The organism is Gracilibacillus orientalis, from assembly GCF_900114645.1.
GTDB lineage: Bacteria > Bacillota > Bacilli > Bacillales > Amphibacillaceae > Gracilibacillus > Gracilibacillus orientalis.
Window position 1 is genome coordinate 48381 of sequence record NZ_FOTR01000004.1, and the last position, 25295, is coordinate 73675.

The 25295-nt window shown below is 35.2% G+C and carries 24 protein-coding genes and 1 pseudogene; 15 read left to right on the forward strand and 10 right to left on the reverse strand.

What is annotated here, in order from left to right; all coding sequences use genetic code 11:
• Positions 1–58: 58 nt before the first annotated feature.
• The gene (locus BM121_RS08555; protein WP_091483225.1) at positions 59–1135 is read right to left on the reverse strand and encodes a YheC/YheD family protein; all 1077 of its coding nucleotides are present in this window, start codon (positions 1133–1135) and stop codon (positions 59–61) included.
• 346 nt (positions 1136–1481) lie between these two features.
• The gene (locus BM121_RS08560) at positions 1482–2159 is read right to left on the reverse strand and encodes a DUF421 domain-containing protein (RefSeq protein WP_091483226.1); all 678 of its coding nucleotides are present in this window, start codon (positions 2157–2159) and stop codon (positions 1482–1484) included.
• A 244-nt stretch (positions 2160–2403) separates the two neighbouring features.
• Between BM121_RS08560 and BM121_RS08565 the strand changes: the two genes are divergently transcribed.
• The 5 genes from BM121_RS08565 to BM121_RS08585 all read left to right on the forward strand — a co-directional run bounded on the left by BM121_RS08565 (position 2404) and on the right by BM121_RS08585 (position 7199).
• Positions 2404–2787 (forward strand): hypothetical protein, encoded by a 384-nt coding sequence (locus BM121_RS08565; RefSeq protein ID WP_091483227.1) that lies wholly within the window; start codon positions 2404–2406, stop codon positions 2785–2787.
• A 421-nt stretch (positions 2788–3208) separates the two neighbouring features.
• A complete protein-coding gene (locus BM121_RS08570; RefSeq protein ID WP_245780772.1) occupies positions 3209–4216 on the forward strand; it encodes an ABC transporter substrate-binding protein in 1008 nt (335 codons plus the stop codon).
• A gap of 212 nt (positions 4217–4428) precedes the next feature.
• Positions 4429–5436, forward strand: a complete 1008-nt coding sequence (locus tag BM121_RS08575) for a FecCD family ABC transporter permease (protein WP_091483228.1) — start codon at positions 4429–4431, stop codon at positions 5434–5436.
• Position 5437: 1 nt separating this feature from the next.
• The gene (locus BM121_RS08580) at positions 5438–6448 is read left to right on the forward strand and encodes a FecCD family ABC transporter permease (protein ID WP_091483229.1); all 1011 of its coding nucleotides are present in this window, start codon (positions 5438–5440) and stop codon (positions 6446–6448) included.
• Between the two features lie 37 nt (positions 6449–6485).
• On the forward strand, positions 6486–7199 hold the full coding sequence (locus tag BM121_RS08585) for an IucA/IucC family C-terminal-domain containing protein (protein ID WP_091483230.1): 714 nt from the start codon (positions 6486–6488) through the stop codon (positions 7197–7199).
• Positions 7200–7336: 137 nt separating this feature from the next.
• On the opposite strand, the gene BM121_RS08590 is transcribed toward BM121_RS08585, so the two are convergent.
• The gene (locus BM121_RS08590; protein WP_091483231.1) at positions 7337–8491 is read right to left on the reverse strand and encodes an MFS transporter; all 1155 of its coding nucleotides are present in this window, start codon (positions 8489–8491) and stop codon (positions 7337–7339) included.
• A gap of 263 nt (positions 8492–8754) precedes the next feature.
• Here BM121_RS08590 and BM121_RS08595 point away from each other — a divergent pair, with 263 nt between their 5' ends.
• From BM121_RS08595 to BM121_RS08600, 3 genes are all read left to right on the forward strand, one after another.
• Complete coding sequence (locus BM121_RS08595) at positions 8755–9606, forward strand: patatin-like phospholipase family protein (RefSeq protein ID WP_091483232.1); 852 nt, start codon at positions 8755–8757, stop codon at positions 9604–9606.
• Positions 9607–9695: 89 nt separating this feature from the next.
• Positions 9696–9740, forward strand: a complete 45-nt coding sequence (locus tag BM121_RS22660; RefSeq protein ID WP_139220262.1) for an erythromycin resistance leader peptide — start codon at positions 9696–9698, stop codon at positions 9738–9740.
• Positions 9741–10045: 305 nt separating this feature from the next.
• Positions 10046–11500 carry an Msr family ABC-F type ribosomal protection protein gene (locus tag BM121_RS08600; RefSeq protein ID WP_091483233.1) on the forward strand — a complete coding sequence of 485 codons (1455 nt, stop codon included), beginning with the start codon at positions 10046–10048 and terminating at the stop codon, positions 11498–11500.
• Between the two features lie 64 nt (positions 11501–11564).
• Here the strand turns inward: BM121_RS08600 and BM121_RS08605 are convergent, their stop codons facing one another.
• A complete protein-coding gene (locus BM121_RS08605; RefSeq protein ID WP_091483234.1) occupies positions 11565–11975 on the reverse strand; it encodes a VOC family protein in 411 nt (136 codons plus the stop codon).
• A gap of 264 nt (positions 11976–12239) precedes the next feature.
• On the opposite strand from BM121_RS08605, the gene BM121_RS22430 reads away from it, so the two are divergent.
• Both BM121_RS22430 and BM121_RS08610 read left to right on the forward strand, forming a co-directional pair.
• The gene (locus tag BM121_RS22430) at positions 12240–12329 is read left to right on the forward strand and encodes a putative holin-like toxin (protein ID WP_342714416.1); all 90 of its coding nucleotides are present in this window, start codon (positions 12240–12242) and stop codon (positions 12327–12329) included.
• A gap of 382 nt (positions 12330–12711) precedes the next feature.
• Positions 12712–14040, forward strand: a complete 1329-nt coding sequence (locus BM121_RS08610; RefSeq protein WP_091483235.1) for a CoA-disulfide reductase — start codon at positions 12712–12714, stop codon at positions 14038–14040.
• Between the two features lie 68 nt (positions 14041–14108).
• On the opposite strand, the gene BM121_RS08615 is transcribed toward BM121_RS08610, so the two are convergent.
• Complete coding sequence (locus BM121_RS08615) at positions 14109–15269, reverse strand: DUF2515 domain-containing protein (RefSeq protein ID WP_091483236.1); 1161 nt, start codon at positions 15267–15269, stop codon at positions 14109–14111.
• Positions 15270–15668: 399 nt separating this feature from the next.
• The gene (locus BM121_RS08620; RefSeq protein WP_091483237.1) at positions 15669–15872 is read right to left on the reverse strand and encodes a zinc ribbon domain-containing protein; all 204 of its coding nucleotides are present in this window, start codon (positions 15870–15872) and stop codon (positions 15669–15671) included.
• A gap of 137 nt (positions 15873–16009) precedes the next feature.
• Between BM121_RS08620 and BM121_RS08625 the strand changes: the two are divergent.
• From BM121_RS08625 to BM121_RS22025, 5 genes and pseudogenes are all read left to right on the forward strand, one after another.
• Positions 16010–16273: pseudogene (locus BM121_RS08625) on the forward strand (5-methyltetrahydropteroyltriglutamate--homocysteine methyltransferase); the annotation flags it as partial.
• A gap of 249 nt (positions 16274–16522) precedes the next feature.
• Positions 16523–19966, forward strand: coding sequence for an SCO7613 C-terminal domain-containing membrane protein (locus BM121_RS08630; protein ID WP_091483238.1), 3444 nt, complete (start codon positions 16523–16525; stop codon positions 19964–19966).
• A gap of 419 nt (positions 19967–20385) precedes the next feature.
• Positions 20386–21276 (forward strand): type II toxin-antitoxin system SpoIISA family toxin, encoded by an 891-nt coding sequence (locus tag BM121_RS08635; RefSeq protein ID WP_091483239.1) that lies wholly within the window; start codon positions 20386–20388, stop codon positions 21274–21276.
• A gap of 244 nt (positions 21277–21520) precedes the next feature.
• Entirely contained in the window at positions 21521–21733 is a 213-nt protein-coding gene (locus BM121_RS08640; RefSeq protein ID WP_091483240.1) for a hypothetical protein, read from the forward strand.
• A 240-nt stretch (positions 21734–21973) separates the two neighbouring features.
• Complete coding sequence (locus BM121_RS22025; protein WP_175495372.1) at positions 21974–22129, forward strand: hypothetical protein; 156 nt, start codon at positions 21974–21976, stop codon at positions 22127–22129.
• Positions 22130–22377: 248 nt separating this feature from the next.
• On the opposite strand, the gene BM121_RS08645 is transcribed toward BM121_RS22025, so the two are convergent.
• Genes BM121_RS08645 through BM121_RS08660 form a run of 4 tightly spaced genes read right to left on the reverse strand, consistent with a single transcriptional unit; the run spans position 22378 to position 25273 of the window.
• Positions 22378–23097 carry an ABC transporter permease gene (locus BM121_RS08645; protein WP_091483241.1) on the reverse strand — a complete coding sequence of 240 codons (720 nt, stop codon included), beginning with the start codon at positions 23095–23097 and terminating at the stop codon, positions 22378–22380.
• A 19-nt stretch (positions 23098–23116) separates the two neighbouring features.
• Positions 23117–23815: a fluoroquinolone export ABC transporter permease subunit gene (locus BM121_RS08650; RefSeq protein ID WP_245780773.1), complete on the reverse strand. Its 699-nt coding sequence runs from the start codon at positions 23813–23815 to the stop codon at positions 23117–23119.
• Positions 23812–24666, reverse strand: a complete 855-nt coding sequence (locus BM121_RS08655) for an ABC transporter ATP-binding protein (RefSeq protein WP_091483243.1) — start codon at positions 24664–24666, stop codon at positions 23812–23814. Before BM121_RS08655 ends, BM121_RS08650 begins: the two co-directional genes overlap by 4 nt.
• Positions 24659–25273, reverse strand: a complete 615-nt coding sequence (locus BM121_RS08660; RefSeq protein WP_091483244.1) for a TetR/AcrR family transcriptional regulator — start codon at positions 25271–25273, stop codon at positions 24659–24661. Before BM121_RS08660 ends, BM121_RS08655 begins: the two co-directional genes overlap by 8 nt.
• Positions 25274–25295 lie beyond the last annotated feature (22 nt).

Genomic DNA, 25295 nt, shown 5'->3' on the forward strand with positions numbered 1-25295 from the left:
CGAATGATCAAGAAAGTACAAAAAATGGTCTCTGTATCAAACAGAGACCATTTTACTATTACATAGATTGTGTTTTTTTATTGGCATTATTGATTTCATTCATTTTGTGATAATAATACCCGGATTTAATTAGGGCAATCTCACCGATGGCAAACTCGGTACCAGGAGAAGTGTTAATCTCGAATAAATAAGTGTTACCATTTGGATCAATTCCGATATCAATTCCCAAAGAACTTAAGTGTTTACCGGTCAGTTCTTCAATATGACCTGGAAGTCCATTACCAATTTGAATAATTTTCTTTTCAATTGCATTCCAGTTATCAGGATAATTTACTTGAAGAAACGAACTTAATTCTGCTACATAGCCACCTTGAGCAACATTGGACACGATTTTCTGTTTGCCTGCAATTCTAACTAAATTGACCACTGTTTCCCATTTGCCGTAAACGTTTTTCTCTAGACGAATACGTACATCAAACGGCTTGTCATTTTCGTCTACTGTTTCAATATATTTTTGACAAATATACTTTTTCTTTGATACAAGACCATATAGAAATTGGAAAATCTCATCATATGTGAGCATTTCCTCATCTGTCTCATAAATTAGATGATAACGTCCATCATCTAATAGGGAAACTTTATAGATATGCTCTCCTCTCATCCCTTTACTGGGTTTTAAAATCACCATAGGATGGTTAGATAAGAAATTCATGATACTCTCAGGCTGATTCGTTGTAATATAGGGAATCACAATATCTTTAAATTTTTCACCATCTTTCACCAACCTATATTGTTTTGTCTTCGCCCCAATCAGATCGTTCGATATCGTACTAATCTGACGTAAATAGTTGGTGACATCTTTATGCCTAAAGCAGAGTGTGGCTAAATCATTAAATACTGGAATATCGGTAACTTCAGTGATCCACTTGTCATTAACCAGTACTTTACCAGTTACTTGATGCTGTTCCATATCCACATCTTTAGGTGTGTAATAAATCATTGTTAATCCATAATGGGCACAGGCTTTAGCTAATAATTTATGAAATTCATTCGGTTTTCTTGGATTTCTAACACAACCGACATATTGTTTCTGTTTGCTTTTTTTAAAATTAAAAAACGAATTAATCTGGAACATGGTTAGACCTCCTAAAGTCTATAATATGTAAAATCTCTGATGATTGGTTCGGATGTTATTAACTAAACCTAAATTAAATAATGAAGCTTGGATACCCATATTATACCTCTTAATCTAAATTTTAAACCGATTTAACAGGTTTTTAATTGAAATGAAATTAGCACGTAACCTTCGTAAAACAAATGGAAATGTATGTTACAAAATGAAATATATTTGCTTTGTACTCTATAATCAAGTTTGTAATAATAAACAACAACGGAGTGTTAAAGAAGGGGAACAAGTTAGTATAGCAGTCAATTATAAAGGGAAGTGCGGAGCGTGGAGTAACGCTCCATTTAGTGTTGTACTAATATGTATCGCATTGTTCAGTATAGACTTTTACATAATAGTCTTTATCCCTAACTGTAGCAAACAGTACCTTTTCTATCCGATCATATCCTTGTGAGGTAAGTTCTTTTTTTAACCAATGTTCATCTTTATTAATGAATGTTAAGTTATTGTAATGAATTTGACCTTCCATAATTATTATCATAGGCAGTCCTTTATCATCTGTACTTAAACCTAAATGACTAGGTGTTAAGAATGCTTTATCTGGTTTTGGTAAAATACTAATTTTCCCATTAGGTTCAAGTATGGCGTAATCAACCTCGCTAATATCAAAGTAACCAGCATTACGAATCGCTGACAACAGTTCCAACAATGTAAAATGGCTCTTTCTTAAGCTATCAATATTTATCTTTCCATTTTTGACCAGGTAAGTTGACTCACCAATAAGAAGTTTATCTAATTTATTCCAAAGACTTAATTTTGAAATAATCAAGTAAAGTATAATGATTGTGATTACTCCCACAACCCCCTGGGTTAAGCCTTCTATCTCTAAAGATCCGAAGAGTATATATGCTAAAAATAGTATAGCTCCAAAGTCATGTGGTGTTAGTTGTGCTAATGCGATTTTCCCTAATATTCGAATCGCTACTACATAAATAATAAATATAATAATTATATGACCAATAAATAAAAACACAATAGATGACACCCTTTATTCTCAAAGTCCTACCATATTGCTTTAATAATAGTGTGTAATAAACCGTAATACTCATACGTTATATTTGATAAATCTAATGTAAGTAAAACGGATTAAAGTTTTCAAATGGGCGTTCGAGTATTATTAAATAACAAATTAGTATTGAGAAATTAGCTTGATCTTTGTAACATAAGCTGTTTAATTGAATATTTTAGGTATGAATAACATTATAGGGAGTGATACTATGTATCAACAGCCAGAATCATACCATCAATATAATCCGCACAATCCACACCATCAGAATCATTATGGTCAGACGTCAGGACATCAACAAATGGATTCTAACCATCATAAAAAACAGATGCATGAATTGTGTAATAATTACCATTTATATTTTATGCAATTTCAGACAATGGAAGGAGATACGTTTGAGGGAATAATTGAAGATATTGATGAAGACAGTGTAATAATACTCATTCCAAGTGGAGATTTGGAAAGAGTGGAGGAAACTGAGCGCCAATACGGTTTTGGATATGGGGGTTATCCTAGAAGATTTCGCCGTTTTAGACGCCACAGATTTCCGTTCCTCCTATTACGCAGTTTGTTTTTCCCTTATTATTATTATTAATTTCTTGTTAATTATGAACCATTTAAAAAAAGTCGATGCCTCTATCATGGTGATAAGAGGCATTCTTTTATGAAATGAGATGACTTATGTGGATTTCTTGAAATGACATAAATTTTTTAGGGTGTAGAGAGTTTGTTAGTAATTAAAATGGATGATGTATTAATAATATATGCGGAAGATTTTTATGTGAATGGGTGAATTCATGTGGAGTAAAGCACAATTTTAATTTTTAAACAGATGATAAAGTCAAAATGATTAAAAGTAACCTTGATCGATAGCTAGCTATTGAAAGGTATCAGGAGATTGTTTCAACCCTTAATTGATATTTATTTTCAATTAGGGGTTGTCTTAATGTAACAGATAATATATACTACTTAAATGATAATGATTATCAATATTAATAAAGGAGGAGGCGTACGAAATGAAGTATAAACAATCAAAGTCCATGTTTTTTATAGGGATTACGTTTTTATTCACTTTTTCATTACTAATAGGCTGTGGGCAATCTGATGAACAAACATCTCTAGAAGAAACAGATGGAGAAAAAACAAGCGGGGGGCAGGAAACAGAGAGTCAGGAATTAATTGATGTATCTCATGCGATGGGAACAACTACGATCGAAGAAAAGCCTGAACGAATCGTGACTTTATATCAAGGAGCAACAGATGCTGCAGTAGCATTCGGTATAAAGCCTGTTGGGATTGTAGAATCATGGCGTGAACAGCCAATATATGAATATTTAAGAGATGATTTAACAGATGTACCGATAGTAGGACAAGAGACACAGCCGAATATGGAAGAAATTCATAAATTGGATCCAGATCTTATTATTGCATCTCAATTACGACACGAAGAAATTTATGATCAACTATCAGCTATAGCACCTACTGTTATGCATGAAACCGTTTTTGAATTTAAAGAGACGGTTGAATTGATGGGTGAAGCTATGATGGAAGAAGATAAAGCTGCCGAACTTTTGAATGAATGGGATAGCAGAGTGGCAAATTTACAGGATAAATTAGAATCTACATATAGCGATGAATGGCCATTCCATGTTTCAGTTTTAAATTTTCGAGCAGATCATGCCCGCATTTATGTAACTGGATTTGCAGGGTCAATTTTAGATGAACTAGGATTTGAAGGACCAAAAGAAATTACAGATGACTCTCAAGCGGTGTTGAAACTAACAGATAAAGAAAGCATTACAGAAATGAATGCAGATGTTTTCTATTTATTTATGAATGATGAAAAAGCAGCACAAAAAACGTATCAAGAGTGGACAGAGCATCCATTGTGGGATGAACTAGATGCTGTAAAAGCTGATCAAGTTCACCGTGTGGACGAAGTCATTTGGAATATGGGTGGAGGTATTACTGCTGCTAATTTAATGTTAGATGACATATCTGATCGATTAGAGATACAAGAGTAAGGGAAGGAGCTATTTTAATAAATTCAGCTTTAGCATGATGCTGGTTCCTACTTAGGTTTTGCTCAAGAACAAGTGAATTCATAGTTAAGGAATTTGAGCAATAGTACCAGTGTGGAGTAGGGAAACCTATTTGTTTGCAAAGGGCTAGACTATTAAGATAGCTTCTTTTTCTACTTGTTGTAAGTTATCAGAACATTAAAGGAGTTACCTGTATGCAAATAATCCCGAAAAAAGAAAAACAAAAATGGATAGTATTTATCGTCAGTATTTTAATTTTTATTGTAGCATTTATTTTAAGTATTTCACTTGGCCAGAGGCAGATTGCTTTTTCTACTACACTCGATGCTATTTTTTATTATGATGAAACTGTAACAGAGCATATTATTGTGGTGACATCACGTTTAACACGAGCAGTGATAGCAACTGTCATCGGAACTAGCCTAGCAATTGCAGGAGCAATGATGCAGGCACTTACACGTAATCCACTAGCTGCTCCAGATATATTTGGTATTAACGCTGGAGCTATTTTTTTTATTGTATTGGCTATCACGCTCTTTTCGGTGGATTCCTTAGTTCACTACATGTGGATAGCGTTTATTGGTGCAGCTATTGCAGCATTATGTGTGTATTTTTTAGGAACGGTAGGAACTGGAGGATTGTCTCCCATTAGAGTAGTACTCTCTGGTGCAGCTGTTTCCGCGTTATTTGTTTCGTTTACACAAGCATTGCTTGTTGTTGATGAACAAAGAATTCAAAGTATTTTATTTTGGTTAGCTGGTTCAGTTGCGGGTAGAAGTATGGATATGCTTTTACCTATTTTACCTTTCATACTTGGTGGTGGTTTGTTATCACTTTTGTTAGGCGGCTCGATCAATGTATTTTTGTCTGGTGAAGATGTGGCAACAGGACTAGGTCAAAAAATCGCTTTATTAAAGATATTAATTGGTGTTGTGGTCGTGTTGTTAGCAGGTGGATCTGTTGCTATTGGAGGTTCGATTGGATTTATAGGATTAATTGTTCCACATATCGTACGGGGATTAGTAGGTCCTGATTATCGCTGGATCATTCCGGTTAGTGCATTTATAGGTGCAGGGTTATTATTGTTGGCAGATGTTGTGGCTCGTTTTTTGATTATGCCTCAAGAGGTTCCTGTAGGTGTGATGACAGCTTTGATTGGTACGCCTTTCTTTATTTATATTGCACGCAGGGGGCTTTCCTGATATGAAACAGATCATTGATTCATTTTATCAAAAGAAGATATGGGTATATGTCTTATTATGTTTTTTATTGCTTATTGTCACGATCATGAGTCTGTCGATAGGCAGTTCTTACATACCAATTTTAGAACTGTTGAAACATCTTGTAGGTTTATCTGATGGACAACATGAATTCACCATTAATGTGCTTAGACTTCCAAGACTATTACTAGCGTTCTTTGTTGGCGCATCGTTAAGTGTCTCTGGATTGATCTTACAATCGATAATTCGTAATCCTTTAGCATCTCCAGACATTATTGGGATCACAGCTGGCGGTTCTGTTGGAGCCATGCTTTTTATTGTTTATATAATGGGTAGTATTTCGATTCATTGGTTGCCTTTAGCAGCGATACTTGGTGCTACGTGTGTTGCTATTATTGTTTATGGACTGGCATGGAGCAATGGGGTGACACCTCTCCGTCTCGTATTAATTGGAATTGGAGTATCTGCGGCAATGAATGCAGTTATCACATTATTAATTGTGGTTAGCGAAACAAGTGTTACAACCAAGGCATATTTATGGTTAACGGGTAGTTTGTATGGGGCAACGGTACAAGATGTATATGGATTACTCCCATGGGTATTATGCTTTATACCGCTTACTTTTTTATTAGCAAAAACTATTAGTGTGCTAGAGTTAGGTGATTCGCTGGCTACAAGTTTGGGAGTCAATGTCCAGGTGTTTCGATTCACCTTATTGTTTGTGAGTGTTGCTTTGGCTGGTTCAGCAGTTGCCTTTGCGGGAGGAATCGGTTTTATAGGTCTCATTGCACCACACATTGCGAAGAAACTCGTTGGTTATACCTTACATTCTCTTGTCCCGATAGCAGCATTAGTCGGAGGTCTGATGGTGATGATCGCGGATTTGATTGCCCGAACTGCTTTTTTACCGTTAGATTTACCTGCTGGTGTGTTTACTGCAGGGGTGGGGGCTCCTTTTTTTATCTATTTACTTTACAAAAATCGACATATCTAAAGGTCAGCAAAAATATTTTAAAAAAGTGGTGTCTGTTATGGAAAAACTCATGAATGATTTACAAAACTTTAAAATAGAGTACCATGTGATGAATGGTGTACCGGTTAAGAACTTATTACAAGAAACCACCTGCCGACAGTTTTTGCAAAAACAAATGAAGAATTGGCATGCCCCACATATCGTAGTTGCTGCATCCATGTTCGCCAAACGATATGCATACATGGCTGTATCTTCTACTTTATTTAGTCTTGTGCAGCATCAGACAGTCTGTTGTTTAACTGTCGATAAGCTATTATATGGAGAAAATCACATGTTACAAATTCCGTTAGATGAAATTAATTTATTACAGATTAAAGATGAAAATAGGGAGAAGCAATACGAAACGTTATTTAGCAGGCTGTTTGCAGAGCAAATCACACCATTATTTGAAGTGATGCAAAAAGTATCAAAGATAAAATCCTCTGTGCTATGGGAGAATATTGCTGTGCGGATTAATTCTATATATCAAAAATTATTAGCACAAGATTTGACGGACAAGCAGAAAAAGCAAGTATACCAAGATTTTATCTATTTAAAAAATGCAAACGGCGCTATTTTTGGCTTGAGAGAAAATCCGATTCGAGATTATCTAAAAATTGACCAGGAGTTAGAAAAACGTCCTTGTCGTGTTACTTGCTGCTTATTTCATAGATTGGAAAAAAAGAATGAAGATCTAACCTATTGTAAAGTTTGTCCTTTACCGAAAAAGTAACAGATAGTTCACATGAAACTGATCTTTCGTTTGTTACTGTTCTCGGCATCCTTGTTCCTTATATAGACCTCATGCTTTTCGTGCATGTGGCCTATAACGTTATTCTTCTACTGATTAGTATTTTGACAAGGCCTTTATTATTGAACTTTTACATTCCGACCTAAGGTCATCAAAAAGATAATAAAAAATAATAAGCTAATCAAATAGAAAAAGCTGACGGATGGCGCGAGTTGGATGAACATTCCGCCAACAGATGGCCCAATCAGGCTTCCAAGGCTGAAAAACACTCCACACAACAGATTGCCAGTTGGTAACAATTCCTTTGGCGTCAAGTCGGTCATGTAAGTGATTCCCAAAGAAAACATCGATCCGACAAACATACCGACTAGAAATAAGCAGACAAATAATCCGTAGAAAGACTGCTCTAGGAATCCCGCTGCAGAAAAACAGATAAACCCTAACAGTAGTACAACCGTTAATATCTTTTTGCGTCCAATCTTGTCACTTAACATGCCCAATGGTAGCTGAAAGACGATAGCCCCGATTGCAAATGCAAATAGTAGCGCTGAAACATTTTCTACCTCGATACCAATTCGAAGCGCATAGACAGGAAAGTTCCCATTGAGTGACGTTTCTAAAAATCCATAGGCAAACGGTGGTAAGAAAGCAATCCATGCATATTTCCATGCAAGTGCAAAGCGTTTGAACGTATTTTTGAACGAGCTCATCTGCATATCCTGTTCTGGCAATTCATTTCTCAGTGAAAATAAAAATAGCCAACCAATAAGACTTAATCCCGATGCGAGAATGAATGGCAAGCTTTCATTAATGTTAACGAGTGGCACCATTAATGGCCCAATGGCAAAACCAATTCCGAAAAATAATCCATAAACTGCAATATTTTTTCCTCTTTTATGTTCTGGAGAGAATGCAGTAATCCAAGTTTGGGCACCAAAATTCAGTGCATGATCACCGATTCCGATCAACAAGCGTAATAAAAACCAGAACCAAAAAGTTTGCCATAATGGAAACAATGCCAGAGATACCAATACTAGCAGTCCACCTGTTATAATAAGCGGTTTGTATCCGAATTTTCTTAACGGTTGTTCCATAAAAGGAGAAGCTAACAGGATACCGATGTATAATCCAGTTGCATTTAACCCGTTTAAAAAAGAAGAGATACCATCGCTTTCAAAAATGACTGCTATCAATGGTAACAGCATCCCTTGGCTAAAACCAGAAACTGCGACAATACTAACTAAAATCCAAAAACGAAATCGATTCTTTTTCATTATTATCCCTTCACTTTCTATGCATACCGATAAATATCATACACTAAACAAACAACTAAAAAAAACGATTTGTTTCATTGGCATATAGTGAATATCATTTTATCTGACATTTTTTGTGATAAATGGATTGCTTTATCTACCATATCGAACATTTTTCCAATAGTGATATTATATACATGTTTCAAGATTCAGAACTGGAATTGAATTAACAGTTGTTGTATCATGTACATGTGTAATATACAGGAAAGTAAAGAGGCGATAGAATGGAAGACACTGGATTAGTTTTAGAAGGCGGAGGAAGTAGAGGCGTTTATACTGGAGGAGTACTGCAGTTTTTAATGGAGCAGGAGATTTACATACCTTATGTGATTGGTGTTTCAGCAGGAGCTTGTAATGGCTCATCCTACATTTCTCGTCAAATCGAACGTAATAGAACAGTTAATATAGATTATGTCAGCCACCCTGAATATCTTTCATTTCGGAATTGGCTTACCAAGCGAGAATTGTTCGGAATGGATTTTCTGTTTGATAGGTTACCAAATGAATTGGTGCCATTTGATTACGAAACGTTTAATGAAGCAACGGAAGAGTTTGTTGTTGGTGTAACAGATTGCAAAACCGGAAACCCATTGTTTTATCACAAATCAGATTATGCGAATGATATGCTTACACTGCTTCGTGCATCAAGTTCTCTGCCGATGGTAGCCCCTGTTGTGCAGTATGATAATCTAGATTTAATGGATGGCGGTATTTCGGCACCGATTCCAATCAAACAATCAATGAAAGATGGTAACAGAAAAAATGTAGTGATCTTAACGAGAAACAGAGGGTATTATAAAAAACCGCAATCAGTCAATTGGTACATACGAAGAAAGTACCGAGATTATCCAGGCTTACTTCAATCCTTGGAAAAAAGACATATTGAGTATAATGAAACAATCAATTATTTGTTTGAAGAAGAGAAAAAAGGAAATGTTTTCATCATTTCCCCGACAGAAAAATTAACTGTCGGGCGAATCGAAAAGAATAAGAAAAAATTATTGGATTTGTATCAAAAAGGATATGCAGATGTAAAAAAAATTGGAGAAGAATTAAAGGAATTTTTAGCATCCTAATATTTTCCGTTGATTAATCTTGATTCTTCATTAAAATGTATTTATAATAATCACATAATATATTGAACGTTTAGGAGGATTATTAAAAAATGACACATTCAGTGAGACTACGTTTCCCAGCTTTGAATCAGTAATTAAATACGGTCAAAGACTCTGTTTGTTAACACAGAGGTAATTGGAATTAGTCTGCCCTTTTTTAATAATCTTCATTTTATTAGTCAACTATACGTAAATCACTATTATTATGTATAGTTGACTATGATAAAAGGCAGCATGTTCTGCCTTTTTTTGTTTACCAATTTTAAGAGTCTTTTTAACAACGATGTGGAGGGAAAATCTATGCAATTTTTATTATTCTTTTAATACGAGCTTGATTTATAAGCTCGTATCGATCCTAGCTATCGATACGAAATGAACAATATTTCGGGAGGTAGCAATAATGGAAAAAATATGTTTTGAATTAGAAAATGTTGAACTTACTTTTTTAGATAAGGAAATTTTAAATATTGAACGGTTAGCTGTACATCAGTTTGATCGGATTGGCATCGTTGGAAAAAACGGAGCGGGTAAAAGCACTTTATTCAAGTTACTCGCTGGTACCATTCAACCGACGCGAGGAAATATTAAGCGCCACGTTGGTTGTGGCTATTTCAAGCAGACGGAAGCACCACAAGCAATTGAAGTAGATCAAGCTTTAATTGGCAAACTGGCAGTACCTAAAGATTCTGACAGTCTAAGTGGCGGGGAGCAAACTAGGCTTAAACTTGCACAATTATTCACGAATTACTTCGAATCATTACTTATTGATGAACCGACTACACACTTGGATCAGGATGGTATTTCTTTTTTACTGAATGAATTGCGCTATTATTATGGATCCCTGCTATTAATCAGCCATGACCGGGCTTTACTCGATGAACTTGTGACAACAATTTGGGAAGTTATTGATGGCACAGTTCACGTTTATACAGGAAATTACAGCGACTATCTCGAGCAGAAGAAACTGGAACATGAACAGCAAAGTCAGGCTTACGAACAATTCGTAAAAGAAAAATGGCGTTTGGAAAAAGCAGCCGAAGAAAAAATGAAAAAGGCTGAAAAAATCGCAAAAAATGCGGCTAAGTCAAAAAAGGATTCCAAAGCGAAAGCAAACCGCATGTTTGAGACTAAATCAAAAGCGACAAGTCAAAAAGCAATGCAGCGTGCTGCCAAAACAATTGAACACCGAATGGAAAAGTTAACCGAAGTCGAAGAAGTACAAGAAGAAAGACCTATCATATTTCACCAGTCAAAAGCGTTATCTTTGCACAATAAGTTTCCAATTATGGCAGATAGATTAACCCTTCGTATAGAAGATAACGTGTTATTAGATGAGGTAAGTTTCCAGATGCCACTTGGTAAAAAAATAGCGATAACTGGTAAAAATGGCAGTGGAAAAAGTACATTGCTTCACTATGTTGCGAGTTATGGAGATGGTTTAACTATTTCCCCGAAAGCCAGAATAGGCTATTTTCGTCAAATGAGTTATCAGTTTACTAGTGATGATACGGTACTCCAATTTGTGAAAAATCGCTCACGATACGATGAAGGATTTTTACGTAGTGTTTTACATTCGATGCAGTTTGTTGGCACAGATATTAAGAAAAGCGTGAAGTCATTAAGTGGCGGAGAAGCGATTCGCCTCCAACTCTGTCAGTTATTCTTAGGAGAATTTAATATTTTATTATTAGATGAACCAACAAATTTTCTTGATATCTTTGCAATACAGGCATTAGAAAAATTTATAGCAGGTTACGAGGGCACTATCATCATGGTTTCACATGATAGAAGGTTTATAAACAACCTTGCTGAGCTAAAGTTTCAAATTGTTGATAAAAATTTAGTGGAGATGTAACAAAAATTCAGGTAGAATAATAAAAAAGTAAGCTGCCTACAATTTGTAGGCAGCTCTTTTCTTATTAGTCTACAAAGTCCTCGTTCATATAGATAAGTTCCCAAATATGTCCATCTAAATCTTGAAAACTCCACCCATACATAAAGCCATGGTCTTGCTTTTCATTTGCATGACTTCCACCAGCTTCTATTGCCTTATTCACCATTTCATCTACCTGTTCTGGACTTTTTGCAGATATTGCGACTAATACTTCTGTTGCTTTTGTCGCATCTACAATTTCTTTTTTAGTAAACTCTTGAAAACGATTTTCTTCTAACAACATAACAAAGATATTATCATTTACTATCATGCACGTTGTTGTTTCATCTGTGAATTGCTGATTAAATTCAAAACCCAATGCAGTAAAGAATTCGACTGATTTTTTTAAATTCTTGATTGATAAGTTCACAAAAATATTATTTGATTTAAAACTCATTTTCTTCCCCCTTTATGATATGTTTCTTTCATTTTACTTTAGGCTTGCAAAAGAGATTTCTTATATATTGCTATATTTTCTGATTTAGGAAAAATTAGTGTTACATACGGAAGGCTAATTATAAGGGAACATTTAAATCAAAAAAGGTTTGTAGGGATAAGCATGTATGTTCTTACTTAGAGGGGTATGTTATAATGGCATCGGATAAAGTTCTTTTAGGGAAGGTCGGCTAATCTCCGGTGAAAGGGGGTGATGCCTCTGGGGATGTACGAAAGTTTTATGGTATTGTTTAGTTTTGGAACTTTCTTGATTGCATTACTCGCCTTGATTGTATCAATAATCAATCGAAAATAGACCTCCCTAATTTACCCTGACAAAGTGACTAGGTGAGGTCTATCTCTTAGATGGCCGAACCCTTTCTGGGGGAACCGCTTATCCAAAACCCACAGTTACGACTGTGGGTTTTTAATATTAGTATATGAATTACCTAATGTAATTATAGCAATACTTTTCTAAATTGTCACTAATTCTGCTATGAAATAGGACAGAAGAACAGGAGAACTATTATAACAATCCAGGTAAAGGGTAATCGGCCGCGTCTTAAAACCCTCACTGACATTTTATAATGTTGTATCAAAACTCGTGAGCTAAATTGTATTTGGTTCTAGGATAGTAAGGTATAATACAATTAATAAGAATGGTGACAATTTCCTTTAAAAGAATGGAGAGTTGCTTGATGAAATACATAGTAATCGGTGGAGTAGCAGCAGGGATGAGCGCTGCGATGGAGATCAATCGAACAGATGAATTGGCTGAGATAACGGTGTTGGAACGTGGAGAGAATTATTCATACGGACAGTGCGGTCTACCATATGTGATCAATGGAATGGTACCGTCTACCGATGCTGTTATTGCAAAGACAGTTGAAACATTTAGAGAAAAATATGATATAGATGCCAGAGTACATACTAAAGTGACAAAAGTAGATATAAGAAATCAACAAGTCAGCGGAATCAATCTCGATTCGAATCAATCCTTTACTTTAAAATATGATCGCTTGTTAATTGCAACAGGTTCCGATCCAATTTTGCCGAAATGGTCCGGAATTGATTTAGAAGGAATCCACACGTTAAAAACATTAGAAGACACAGATGGAATAATGGCTGACATAACGGAAGAGGTTAAACATGTCACGATTGTGGGGGCAGGTTATATCGGACTTGAGATGGCGGAGAGCTTCCGGTCGATTGGAAAAAAGGTAACACTAATTCAAAGAGGCGATCAGTTAGCAAAAGTATTTGATCAGGATATGTCAAAATTGATTGAGAATGAAGCAGTTTACAATCAGGTCGACGTTAAGTTAGAGGAGGAAGTGACAGGATTTTCTGGTGAAAAACGTGTGAATGCAGTTATCACCGATAAGGGAACATGTCCAACTGATTTAGTTCTGGTGAGTGCTGGAGTCAGACCAAATACGAAATTTCTGAAAGATACCGCGATTCAGATGAATCGAGAAGGTGCTATTCATGTGAATGCCTATATGGAAACCTCCATTCCTAACGTTTATGCTGCAGGGGATTGTGCCACACATTATCATATAATCAAACAATTAGATGACTATATTCCCTTAGGCACTACTTCGAATAAACAAGGAAGAATTGCTGGGGCAAATATGGCTCGAAATCCAATTACGTTTAAAGGAATAGTAGGGACCTCTATTATTAAATTCTTTGATTTAGATTTAGGACGAACCGGTATAACAGAAACAGAAGCCAAAAGGTTGAACATATCCTATAAAGTTGAAACAAGAAAAGACACTGATCATGCAGGTTATTATCCGGGAGTAGAAACACTTCATACAAAGTTGATTTATCATTCAAAAACTGGTCAATTATTAGGTGGACAGATCATCGGAAAAAAAGGTGTCGACAAACGTATTGACGTACTAGCCACTGCTTTATACAACCAAATGACCATCCAACAGCTACAAGACCTAGACCTGGCATATGCCCCGCCTTACAACAGCGTCTGGGACCCAATCCAAAAAATTTCCCGCAAAACCTGAGTGAAATCCCTTCTGGACAAGCAAAAGACTTCCGTTCATTCGGAAGTCTTTTGCCAATAATACAGAATCTATTTGCTCATTGTTCCCTTAGCAAGAATAGCAAGCTCCATCTTTTCCAATGATTCACAGTATTCTCCATAAATAGCCCCGTTTATCTTGGAAGGATCTTTTCGTAAATAATGAATCACTTTCCAATCGGAATACCAGTCGCCCTGTTCTGCAGGTTTCTGTTCGACATTTCGCCATGCTTGCTCTAAGGTGGGGCTGTACAAGCGATTCGCCCCAGGTTTTAGCTGGCATTCTTTTAAACTTTCTTGAAAAGGTTGATCAGGGTTCGCCTCGTTGATGTTATTAAAAATGTTTGGCCAGTAGTCCTTTCTTGATCCGGTATGCCGCTGTTGTAGTGCCATTTCATAAATAGCATCAAAGAATTCATCATCAAATAACAATTGATATAATCGTTTTCCTAATAGAATCCTGTCTTTTAAAGAAGCGAATTGATGTACGGATTGCCCGATCAATTTAACTTGTTTTCTATCTGAAAAAGGAAACAATATTTGATTCAATTGTAATAATTCCTGAATTTTAAACTCCAGGGACTCCAGTAAGTTAGCTTGATAATCCTTATTTTGAATCACTCTGTCTTCAATATAGTTTTGTTCATTGATAATAAGTGCGACAGATATCATGTTTTTATCTTTCGTTTGATAATAGTAATCCCACATTACCTTCATAAAAAAGGATACACCGAATTGAGGAAGTAAATAGAAGAGATTTTTTTTCTTTCTAATACTTTCCTCGTATAACAGTAATTGAGGAAATGCATCATGAAAAATAAGCCAATTACTTCGTTCTAAAAATGCAAAAAAATATTCCTGTTGTTCTTGAGTCATCAGTCTTGTCAACAGACTTCCTTTCAAATCGGTCATGTTCCATCCAGCATTACGAGCAACCATATGTGCGAGAAATGCCCATTCAATGTCAGGGTGTTTTTTAAAAAAATCCATATATGCTTGGGTTCTTGTAACGTTATTAATATTATACTTTCTCGTCTGCTCCTTGATAGCTTTTATCAGTTCCACTTCATGGTCAGACAGATTGTCGAGATCGGTCACTGCTTGTTCCTTTTTCTGAAGTTCTTTTTTGATTGTCTTCAGTTCAGTTGGCAATCTTTTAAATTGATCAAATATTTGTGATCCCCCCTTTTTTATATTTATCACGGTGCTCATCGTCCATAAAACCACCATCAATGTTTGAGTAATTCAAAGAAGTTAAAGGTGGGGGCTAACGGATGCTTATACCTTTATTGTTAGGTTATGTATGCCTACTATTATGTTTACTATATGTCAACGGATTTATACAATAATGATGTTAGTATGGGGAGCTGGTAACAGGTTAGAGAAATGTAAAAGTGGGATTAATTGGTTTTGTATAGGGGGGGATTCCATTTATCATGGTGCTGACTGTCTGTAAGATCCCCACTGATTATAGTCTCACTTTATAGGAGTAGCGAACTACATTATTGATTTTACTTTAATTTGAATAAGGTCAGGGTTTCAAATCATTTATCATTACACTTCTTTTATATTTAAAGGTATAGGGATGAAGGCACATCCCTATAAAAAGTCTTACCCGAAAAATAAGTCCAAAATGTTGGAGCCAGAAGTAGCTTGTTTATTATAAAATTCAGAATAACCACAGTCCTCACAATATACAACAAGAAAACGATTATTTTGCACATCAAACATTTTGGAAAGACCTGTCCCTGTCATTGCTACTTCTTTTTGTGCTGCGCTCGTGCTTCCACATTTAATACATCCTTTGTGTTCCATTATCTTAATCCTCCTAAAACTCCAATTGAATACATTTTCAACAAGTATTCCTTACCATTATTTACGAAATAAATAGAAATGCGTTTCATTTTTTCTGTTAAAATAAGAACAAATCAGGTGATACAGAAATTTTTACCGGAGGATTTAAACCGTTAGCTCACGTAAGCGATGATAAATTGGTAGTACTCGGCTTATTCTCTTCTAAGACAGGTGAGTTGGAAGATAAGAAGGAAATTAAAGCCCGGATTGAAGAAGCAACAAAATATGTGAGTCTTGATCGTCTATGTATCAGTCCGCAATGTGGTTTTGCTTCCACGGAGGAAGGAAATATCTTGACAGAAGAACAACAATGGAATAAGCTTCGTCTGATTAAAGAGATAGCAGAAGAAGTTTGGAGATAATATTAAAATGTGAAAGCATAAGGATGTTTTATCATCTTTATCCTTTTTTTCATATGAAAGTATTGATTTAGACTAAGTGACACTCTTATTCAAGTGCTATATACAATTTTTGTATTTTTTATTAGAGAAAATGATATAATGGTAGAAATTGAGAATATAGCTGTCTGATAGATTAGGGAATGGGGATACTCATACATATTAAGTGATTAGTGTTCTGCTTAGCATAATTTGATCGAATGAGGTGAGTGTGTGAAAGATATTTCTAAGACGGAAAGAGAAAAAATAGTAGGGCAAGAAATGGTGACATTATTGAAAGAAGGATATATTAGTGAAAAAGAATTCACGAAAGTTATGAAATCGTATAAACAATATAAATATCATCAAGAGCAGCTAAAAGAATACAAACAATCTGGTGAACATATGAATTCTACACCAAAGCAACAAACCGAACAACAACAAGCTGACAAACAGCAAGTGAAGAAAGAAGAAGTGAAACAAGCCAAAGTAAAAACTGCTGAGCAAATAAGAGAAAGAAATATAACATGGCTATTAATTCTAGGTGTATCCTTTTTGTTGATTAGTGGATTAGTTGTTGCAACAAGTTCGTGGGAACAAATGGGAGCCGTATTAAAAGTAGTTACGCTACTTGGTGTTTCGGTATTTTTTCTAGTTTTAAGTGGTATTTCCTCCTCATTTTTAAAAATCGAAAAGACAGCTTTTGCTTTTTTAACTTTAGGGAGTTTGCTGCTGCCGATTGCTATTATCGCGATTGGCTACTTTGAATTGTTTGGAAGTTACTTGAGTTTAACCGGTGAAGGGAGATACTTGCTCGGCGTTATTTGTACGTTACTGCCATTGCCTTTATATGCTAGAAATGCAATGAAGAGCCAATCACGACTATTTGTATGGATATTTTTCTTGTTTATGTCTTTTTTTGTCGGATTTGCTATCGCAGCGACGAAGGTTTCTGTGGATGTCTTTTATTTTCTTATTATGATTTATAATGCGGCTCTATTATATGGATATCACCGATACCGTAATCATAAAACGTTTCGTATCTTTATCGAAGAAATACCAGCATATGCTCAATTAAACTTAGTCATATCTACATTATTAATGCTTTTCGTGTTTGATCATGCACTATTTTATAGCTTTAATGTTTTATTGACGGCGTTTCTCTATATTGCGATGGTATTTGTTTATAATACGAAGTCCTATCAGTTTGTTTTCTCTGCCTTATTTGCATACGGAGCCTATCAGTTAACAGAACATTCCTGGTTACAATCAATCGACTTATTTATATATGGTCTAATTGGTGTGGGCTATCTTGTCTTTGCTTATTTAATAAAAAAAGATGCCTATTTAGCGAAGGTTTTTCATTATACAAGTGGTATTATTTCGCTATTTGCTTTTATATATATTAGCTATCAAGGACTTGTAATACGAGAGAATCAAGATTCGTGGATTTTATTACTAGCATATATGACCATCACTTGTACCTACGTATACCTGTCTAATATGACAGAAAGACAGGTATTCCGTTGGTTAGCTCCGATCTTTCTCTATACATGTGGACTCCAATTTTGGGATTTAAGTGTCCAACCGTTTATGAATAATAGTGTACAGCTATTTATGTTTGTTTTTGCAGGTATGTTGTTTATATGGATTGGTATTCGAAACAATTACAAGTATCTTCAAAATATTAAAAAGAGTACGTACTATTTATCTATCGCTGTGATGTTGTTATCTATGATGTATGGTTTGTTAGTGGAGATATACATGCAAGTATCTTTCATGTTTATATTGTTTGGTTGTTTAGCTTTAATTGTGTTAGCTTCTCAACCAAAAGCTGAAAAACAAGTAGCAGATTGGACGCATGCGATCAGTTGGTTATTAGCAATTCTTGTTTTGTATCCTGAACTGATGGAGTATTTCTCTGCTTACCATGAGAAATTTAATATGTCTTTTCACATGGCTGTTTCAGGATTGATTTTATTGGCTATTAGTGTGGTTTGGAAAAAAGTTGAGAAATATGCTTTAGCACAATCAGCCTTTTATACTGGTCAGTTTAGTTACTTAATGGCCGTACTTCTGCTAATGAAGGTCTATTCAATAGAAGAGATGTATGTACGCCCTGCTATATTATTGGTTGGCATTGGGGTGTCTGTATGGCTAGTTAGATATGCTCGACTTGATCTGCTGTGGTCGATTGTCGCTGTGATGACGTTTGCTTTTTATACGTCATTACTCAGTACCTTCTCTATAGAGACATTTGAATCGATCGTATTGTTCCTGTTATTTGCCCCGGTACTTTTATTAGTAATCGAGCGGTTTGCAGGAGCATATGTGAAAGCTTTAAAAGTCTATTTCTTTTGGCTTGCTCATATTGTTCAATTGAGCGTGCTTATGTTGGTTATCTTAGATCAATTGTTAGGTCAGTCCGTTAACCCAATTGTTTCATGTATTCCTTTTTTGATTTATCTATATAGTACGGTTACTAAGACAAAAGAATGGCAGATAAGATTGTTTCTATATTTAGCATTGACAATGGTACCTTTCTTGTTAATAACAAATATTGCCTATTATGATTTGTTGGAATATATTCCATTTACTTACTGCTTGATAGCCTCAACTATTATGCTAGTTATTGTATGGTTCGTAGTGAATCCTGTATGGAAAAGAAGAATGGAATGGTACCTTATTCCATTTGCGAACTTTAGTCTGTTGATAGTTGTGACTGTTCAGCAAATGTCTACATTATTAGATTTAGTAATTGTAGGATGTTTTATCATATTAAATCTTTACTTATTACACAAGCGTAAATGGTCGATGGTGGCAGTTCTTCCATTAACATTGTCGATTTTAATGTGGGAACAACAGCGTTTTGTAACGGAAGATATACCTTTACTTTTTATTTATATAGGGTGCTTCCTCAGTTTGCTAATTACAGGAAGGTTTTTATATAATCTGCTTTTTCATAAAGATTCGCAAAAATTGCTGATTGATTGGTATTCGGTAGTTGCTGTGATGTATGTTGGCTATACATTAAACTTTATCGGAGTTTCAGATACTATATGGATCCGCATTATTCCATACTTGTTGCTTACTTTATGGTTATTTTTACAAGTTAATCGTATCGATCAACCGTTCATTCAGAAAATATTTATTACCTTAGGGGCGTTAAGCTTTTTACCATCTTATTATCTTGTTTTGCAAGAATATCTTGCATACATCTCCGAGTTATTCCATGCAGAATTAGTAGTACTGCCTGTTTTGGCGCTTTCTATCGTAATGGCCAGAAGGACATGGAGTAATTATCAAAGCATCATGACGCATGTACAATCAGTAATTCTTGTTTTAATTACAGTTTATTTAGTAGTAGATGCGATTCAAAGTAATACAGTATGGGATGCACTTATTGTCGGTATTCTTTCATTAGTAGCATTGCTAACAGGTATGAAATTCCAAATTAAATCTTATTTTTTTGTTGGACTTGGAACACTGCTTTTTAATGTAATCTATCAAACGAAACCATACTGGGGTAATATGCCATGGTGGGGATATCTGTTAATTGCCGGTATAACACTTATTACCATTGCTAGTTACAACGAGTGGAAGAAACAAAGACAAACAGAAGGAAAGCTAGAGAAGAAAGTTAAAACAATGATATCCCGATTCAAAGAGTGGAAATAACATACAAGTTTCATTTTACTAGCGAATGGGATGGATCATTGGACATATGTTGCAGCTATTTTGAATGAGAAAGATGACCAAATAATTCTTTAAACACAAGTGGGGCAGCTTAAGAATAAGAGATAATTTTATTACTATCTAAAGAGTAATATTAAAACAGATTAATAGAAAAGTTCTTCTAACCTCTGGAATTAGGGTGGAAGGCCGTATATAAGCGAGTTACAAAGTGTTATTTGATTTTAACACTATGTAACTCGTTTTTTTGTTTAAGGTTAAATGGTAGAAAAAGCCTCTAATCAAGTATGAATTGGATTTATTAAGCATATGTTATAATAAAGAACATTTGGAAAAATCAGGTCATTACTGGAACGCTTACATCGATAAAGGTATCTTCTTTATTGGAAAGGGTGTGGATAAGGGTGGGGAAAGAAACACTTGTTATTTCAATTCTGATAGGGGTTCTCCTGTTATTCATATTATTTGTTTACGTTCGAAGTTTGCGCAGTTTTAGTAATAAAGAGGATAATCGTTTTAATGAAAATTTATACCAGTATCGTAAAACACTATATGTTCTGTTTGTATTGTCAATCGGTACGTTGTGGCTGGCCGAAGTCATTTCCATTGATGATTGGCAGAGGCTAGTAATATTAGCCGGGATGGCTGTATTTATTGATATATTTGTATTTACTACTCCAACGATAAAAAAGATTTGGAAAACTGAATTTCAAGCTTATGATCCATTGAAAACATATATACAAGAAAATAGTTTAATAGAAGAAAAACAACAAGATAAGTTAAATTATTTTTCTCAATTGTTACAAATTGCTCCATTTATCAAATCTGATATTGAGAAAAAGCAGCTTAATTTTCCAGAATCACTTGATTTATTTCTCTGTTATTATGCAGATACCTTTGGTTTACGTGTTCATCTTTATGAAGTAAAAGCAAAGGATATCGAAATAGAGCACGAACCTATCGAAGTTTTTATAAAAACCATTCAAACGATTAAACAAACACATACGTTGGACTGGGGGAGTATGCCGGTCAACTTAGCGGTAAACGATGAAGGTAATACTGAAAGACTTATTATGGAAACATTATGGAACGGAGATATTGTGGCGTTGGATCGAGAAGAAAAACACGGAAAAGGTATGGCTCATATATGCCCTATTTTCGTGGGGGAAAACCATACGTTTATTTTATTCATAGAGGAGATTCATCAAAGAGTTTATGAGATTGATGCAATGTTTATCACCAATCTTGCTTGTCTTTTCTGTTTTCTGGAAGACCAAAATTTAGTGGAAAATTAAATAAAAAAGTAATAAATGGTGAGTCTATCCCGTAAAATGGTGAAGAGTATCTTAAAATCGAGGTAATTTATCACGGTGCTAATCGTCCGTAAAATCTCCACTGCATGGTTTGGAATTAAGTGAGAGCTAAACGGGACCCTAACACCCTGATAAGTTTTATTAATCATCAGTGAGGGCCAAAACCCTCACTAATGAAAGCCTCGCTTTATAAAATGATTCAAAGATGGTGTGGAGGAGGAGTTTTGTGGTTAAGCAAATGGCTGAATCCAAGTCAAAAAGAGATAAAAGAAAGGAACTTAAATCCTGTCATTCGAATACACTATATCAAGAAACAACTCCCTTAGGTGACATTCTTGATCGAAAGAAATCACCAATTACACAAATAGCGGAGGCATCTAAAACCCGATATACAAAAGATCTGGAGAAGCTACGGCAAAAGGCACTAAAAATGTTATAATTTATCACGGTGCTAATCCCCCACTTCAATTTTCAGGTAAATCAAAGAAGTTAAGTGAGGGGCTAACACCCTGATAAGTTTCTTTAACCATCAGTAGTGGTTAAAAAACCTCCAATGATGGAAGTCTCACTTTATAAGCGACCCCTTTTCTTTCAAACTTAGTGATAATGGAGATGGGTTGTATTTTTTTGTGAACACAAACTAAATAGTATTGGAGATTGATGAGGAGAGATGGAATTAATGACTAGTTTCAAGAACGAAGGCACCGATCTCATCAACCGAAAAAAATCCCCCAAAACTACACAATGGAAGGGAAAGACAAGAGAAGAGAAACGTCATCAGGCTATGTTAAATAAGATTAAGAAATGGCAAAAAGATGATAGCTCTTATTTATAATTTATATAGCAGAAAGTTTCAAGGTTGTGGGCATTCGGTTTTAATCAAGGAATGAAGGGCGAACGAGTACTGTAGTTAGACAGAAAATATTAGAACATATTAAAACACTTGGATAAAGGTTTAACTTCTGTCCAAGCGTTTTGTTTTTTTCGTAGTAAGTGAACGGTCGAGGGAAATACTACTGCGCCAGTCTAATGGAGTAGATTGAAGAAATTTTAACTTAAGAGAATGCTTTACGTTAGAAGCGTCTATTCCATTCGCTTGCGAAACATCCGTTCAAGGAAAATAAGCCAAATAAGTGTAATCACAAAACCAGTCAAAAGGTTCCACCAATAATTCCCACTGTCTGATTCTGAAAATACTTTCACTGGCCAGTAGATCGGAAAAATCGCAGTAATCTTTATAATAGGATGACTGATTACATAATCAAGTAACGGTGCGAGAAGCATCAAGTTAATCACTTTAGTAAGTGCCAATCCCTCAACTTTATTGGAAGCAAGACTTGCCAATAACAATGTCACGACGGGAGATTGTAATGCAAGTAATATAGCTACCGGGAGAAAAGTGATGACATCCCACACTATTAGTCCCTGTATTAGCACAGCCGCAAAAGATATTATAAAAGTAACAATAATAGGGGCCAATATTCTGGCAAAAAGATAACCTGTCTTGGTTATTGGTGTCACCGCGTAAAAAAGCAAAACACCTTCGTCACGTTCATCTAAGATAATAAATCCATAAAGCATCCCAATCATAAGAGGAGCCATCAGTAATGCCAAACTGACTATAATCCGAAAATGCGGCTGTAACGGAAAAGAAGTATAGGATAGAAAAATAGTATGCAATTCTGGTAAACCGAAACGAATAACGGTGGTTAACAGTAATATACCAAATAAAGAGAATATTAATAATGGTTCACGTTGAATATTTTTTATATCACCTATTGATAACAACAACATTTTCTTCATCACATTCCCCACCTCCATATCAAGAGAAGCATTTTGTTCGTAAAAATCGTTGAAATGCATAATAGGTTAAGATATAAGCGAAACTGATCCATGCCATAAAGACAGCGATCGCATAGATATAATCCTGGACAGTAAGACTATCAAATGCTCCTTCTAAGAGAATGAGAACAGCTTGAGTTGGCAGCAAATATAATAATACCGGATCCGCTAGGTTAAAAAAGCTAAGTAAAGGTAAATAAAAAACAATAACAAATAAGGGTGATGTATATAAAAACATATTAACGGTATCAACGCGGGCTGCTAATAAAATTCCTAATAATGTAAAGAATATCGAACACAACGTGACCGCTATTAAAAATGGTAGATAATCAACATGATGTTGATGAACAACACCAAAGATGATCGAACTTGACACCATTGCCAGTACCGTTAAAGATAAAACTTTACTGACTAAATAGTCATGAATACGTATCGGACTAACAAATAATGTATTAAAAATCGATTGATCCTTTTCGAGTAAAACTAATCCACCAACAAAGAAAAAACCTAATACAGATGGATCGGTAAAAATGATAAAGATAGATGTTTTTTCGACATAGGAGGCGGGCATTAATAATAACAAGCCGATATAAAGGATGCTTACGAGTGCGTAGGCAGCATAAAAACCATGACGAAATTGAAAACGAATATCAAATGTAAAAAGATCAAGATTTTTCATAATAATGCCCTTCCTGTCACCTTCATAAATATATCTTCCAATGTCGCTTCTTGTGTATGCATGGTCAAGATCTCCAGATGAGCTAAGATATGTTGAAAATGCTGATTATTATGTAATTTTTTTAGTGAAAACAGCTCTTGTTTGATATCTGATTGGCATCGATATTCAACTTGCAATGCTTTTTCTCCATGGGCTATTTTTAATTGTTTCGGTTGATCAATCAATGCTATTTCACCATCCACCATAAAGGCTACGCGATCACAAATTTTATCAGCTGTATCCATATTATGAGTCGTGAGGATCACCGTTTTTCCTTTCTCTTTTTCCAGTAAAATAAGTTCGCGCAGATTCTTGGCATTGGCTGGATCTAATCCTGAAGTTGGTTCATCTAAAAATAAAATATCAGGGTTGTTTAACAATACACGGCAAAAATTCAAACGCATTTTCATCCCTTTGGAATAGTGACTGAATCTTACATTTGCAGCATCTGCTAATCCCACCTTTTCTAAAAGAACTTGTGGATTTTGTGTCTCACTTTTGTATAATTTGCTGAAAAAATGTAGATTTTCTAATCCGGTAAACTTTTGATAAAAATTGGGGAACTCAAAACCCACCCCGATTTGTTCATAATATTCGGCGTTTAATTGATAAAGTTCATGCTGATTGATTTGGACATTTCCTTGGTATCCTTTTAAAATACCGATTAGGATTTTTTGTGTCGTGCTTTTACCTGCACCAGATGGACCTAAAAAGCCGAAAATTTCTCCTTTCGCCACTTCAAATGAAATATTATGAATCGTATTCTTTGATTCACCGGGATAACGATAAGTTAAATCGTTCACCTCAATCATAACTACTTGCCTCCTGAATCAGACCTGCAGCCAAACATTCAGCAAGCAGATCTACAGCGTCTGGATAAATTTCTTCGCCAATTTCTTTCTTGTGAAGCAGAACAGTATAAAATCCCCTCAGTGCAGCTGTAATCGTTGAAGTGGAGTGGTTGACCATGCAATTGTTTTCTTGCCATTTATGAATGAGTGGAGATAGTACCCACTCGTCTTGTTCTGCATGTTGATGCAATCTTTCTGGAGGAATTTTTCTGACGAGATGTTCCATGCTTTCGCCTTGAAAGATTCGCTTAATGAAAGGATTTTGGTCAATCAATTCCATACCATAAAGCAGCATCTCTTTGAAAGCTTGGCGCGTCAATTTATCATTATCGATCTTGTTTAGGATTTTCTGTTTGATAGTAGCTTCTTCCATTTCAAGAATATCGAAGAAAAGTACTTCCTTCGAGTCAAAAAACTGATAAAAAGAACCTTGTGCAATGCCAACCGTGGAAGTCAATTGTGTAATACTTGTTTTTTTGACACCAAATTCTGAAAATAGCTGTTTGCCAACATCGATTAATTGTTGCCGAATTGTGTTTTTTTCATGTTCTGTAAATCCCTTTACCATTAAAACACCACCTTATTTGAAT

Coding starts and splice junctions, on each gene's coding strand:
- BM121_RS08555 (WP_091483225.1), bottom strand. CDS start 1,135: ATGTTCCAGATTAATTCGTTTTTTAATTTTAAAAAAAGCAAACAGAAA.
- BM121_RS08565 (WP_091483227.1), top strand. CDS start 2,404: ATGTATCAACAGCCAGAATCATACCATCAATATAATCCGCACAATCCA.
- BM121_RS08570 (WP_245780772.1), top strand. CDS start 3,209: ATGAAGTATAAACAATCAAAGTCCATGTTTTTTATAGGGATTACGTTT.
- BM121_RS08575 (WP_091483228.1), top strand. CDS start 4,429: ATGCAAATAATCCCGAAAAAAGAAAAACAAAAATGGATAGTATTTATC.
- BM121_RS08580 (WP_091483229.1), top strand. CDS start 5,438: ATGAAACAGATCATTGATTCATTTTATCAAAAGAAGATATGGGTATAT.
- BM121_RS08585 (WP_091483230.1), top strand. CDS start 6,486: ATGGAAAAACTCATGAATGATTTACAAAACTTTAAAATAGAGTACCAT.
- BM121_RS08590 (WP_091483231.1), bottom strand. CDS start 8,491: ATGAAAAAGAATCGATTTCGTTTTTGGATTTTAGTTAGTATTGTCGCA.
- BM121_RS08595 (WP_091483232.1), top strand. CDS start 8,755: ATGGAAGACACTGGATTAGTTTTAGAAGGCGGAGGAAGTAGAGGCGTT.
- BM121_RS08600 (WP_091483233.1), top strand. CDS start 10,046: ATGGAAAAAATATGTTTTGAATTAGAAAATGTTGAACTTACTTTTTTA.
- BM121_RS08605 (WP_091483234.1), bottom strand. CDS start 11,975: ATGAGTTTTAAATCAAATAATATTTTTGTGAACTTATCAATCAAGAAT.
- BM121_RS22430 (WP_342714416.1), top strand. CDS start 12,240: ATGTACGAAAGTTTTATGGTATTGTTTAGTTTTGGAACTTTCTTGATT.
- BM121_RS08610 (WP_091483235.1), top strand. CDS start 12,712: ATGAAATACATAGTAATCGGTGGAGTAGCAGCAGGGATGAGCGCTGCG.
- BM121_RS08615 (WP_091483236.1), bottom strand. CDS start 15,269: ATGAGCACCGTGATAAATATAAAAAAGGGGGGATCACAAATATTTGAT.
- BM121_RS08620 (WP_091483237.1), bottom strand. CDS start 15,872: ATGGAACACAAAGGATGTATTAAATGTGGAAGCACGAGCGCAGCACAA.
- BM121_RS22025 (WP_175495372.1), top strand. CDS start 21,974: ATGACTAGTTTCAAGAACGAAGGCACCGATCTCATCAACCGAAAAAAA.
- BM121_RS08645 (WP_091483241.1), bottom strand. CDS start 23,097: ATGAAGAAAATGTTGTTGTTATCAATAGGTGATATAAAAAATATTCAA.
- BM121_RS08650 (WP_245780773.1), bottom strand. CDS start 23,815: ATGAAAAATCTTGATCTTTTTACATTTGATATTCGTTTTCAATTTCGT.
- BM121_RS08655 (WP_091483243.1), bottom strand. CDS start 24,666: ATGATTGAGGTGAACGATTTAACTTATCGTTATCCCGGTGAATCAAAG.
- BM121_RS08660 (WP_091483244.1), bottom strand. CDS start 25,273: ATGGTAAAGGGATTTACAGAACATGAAAAAAACACAATTCGGCAACAA.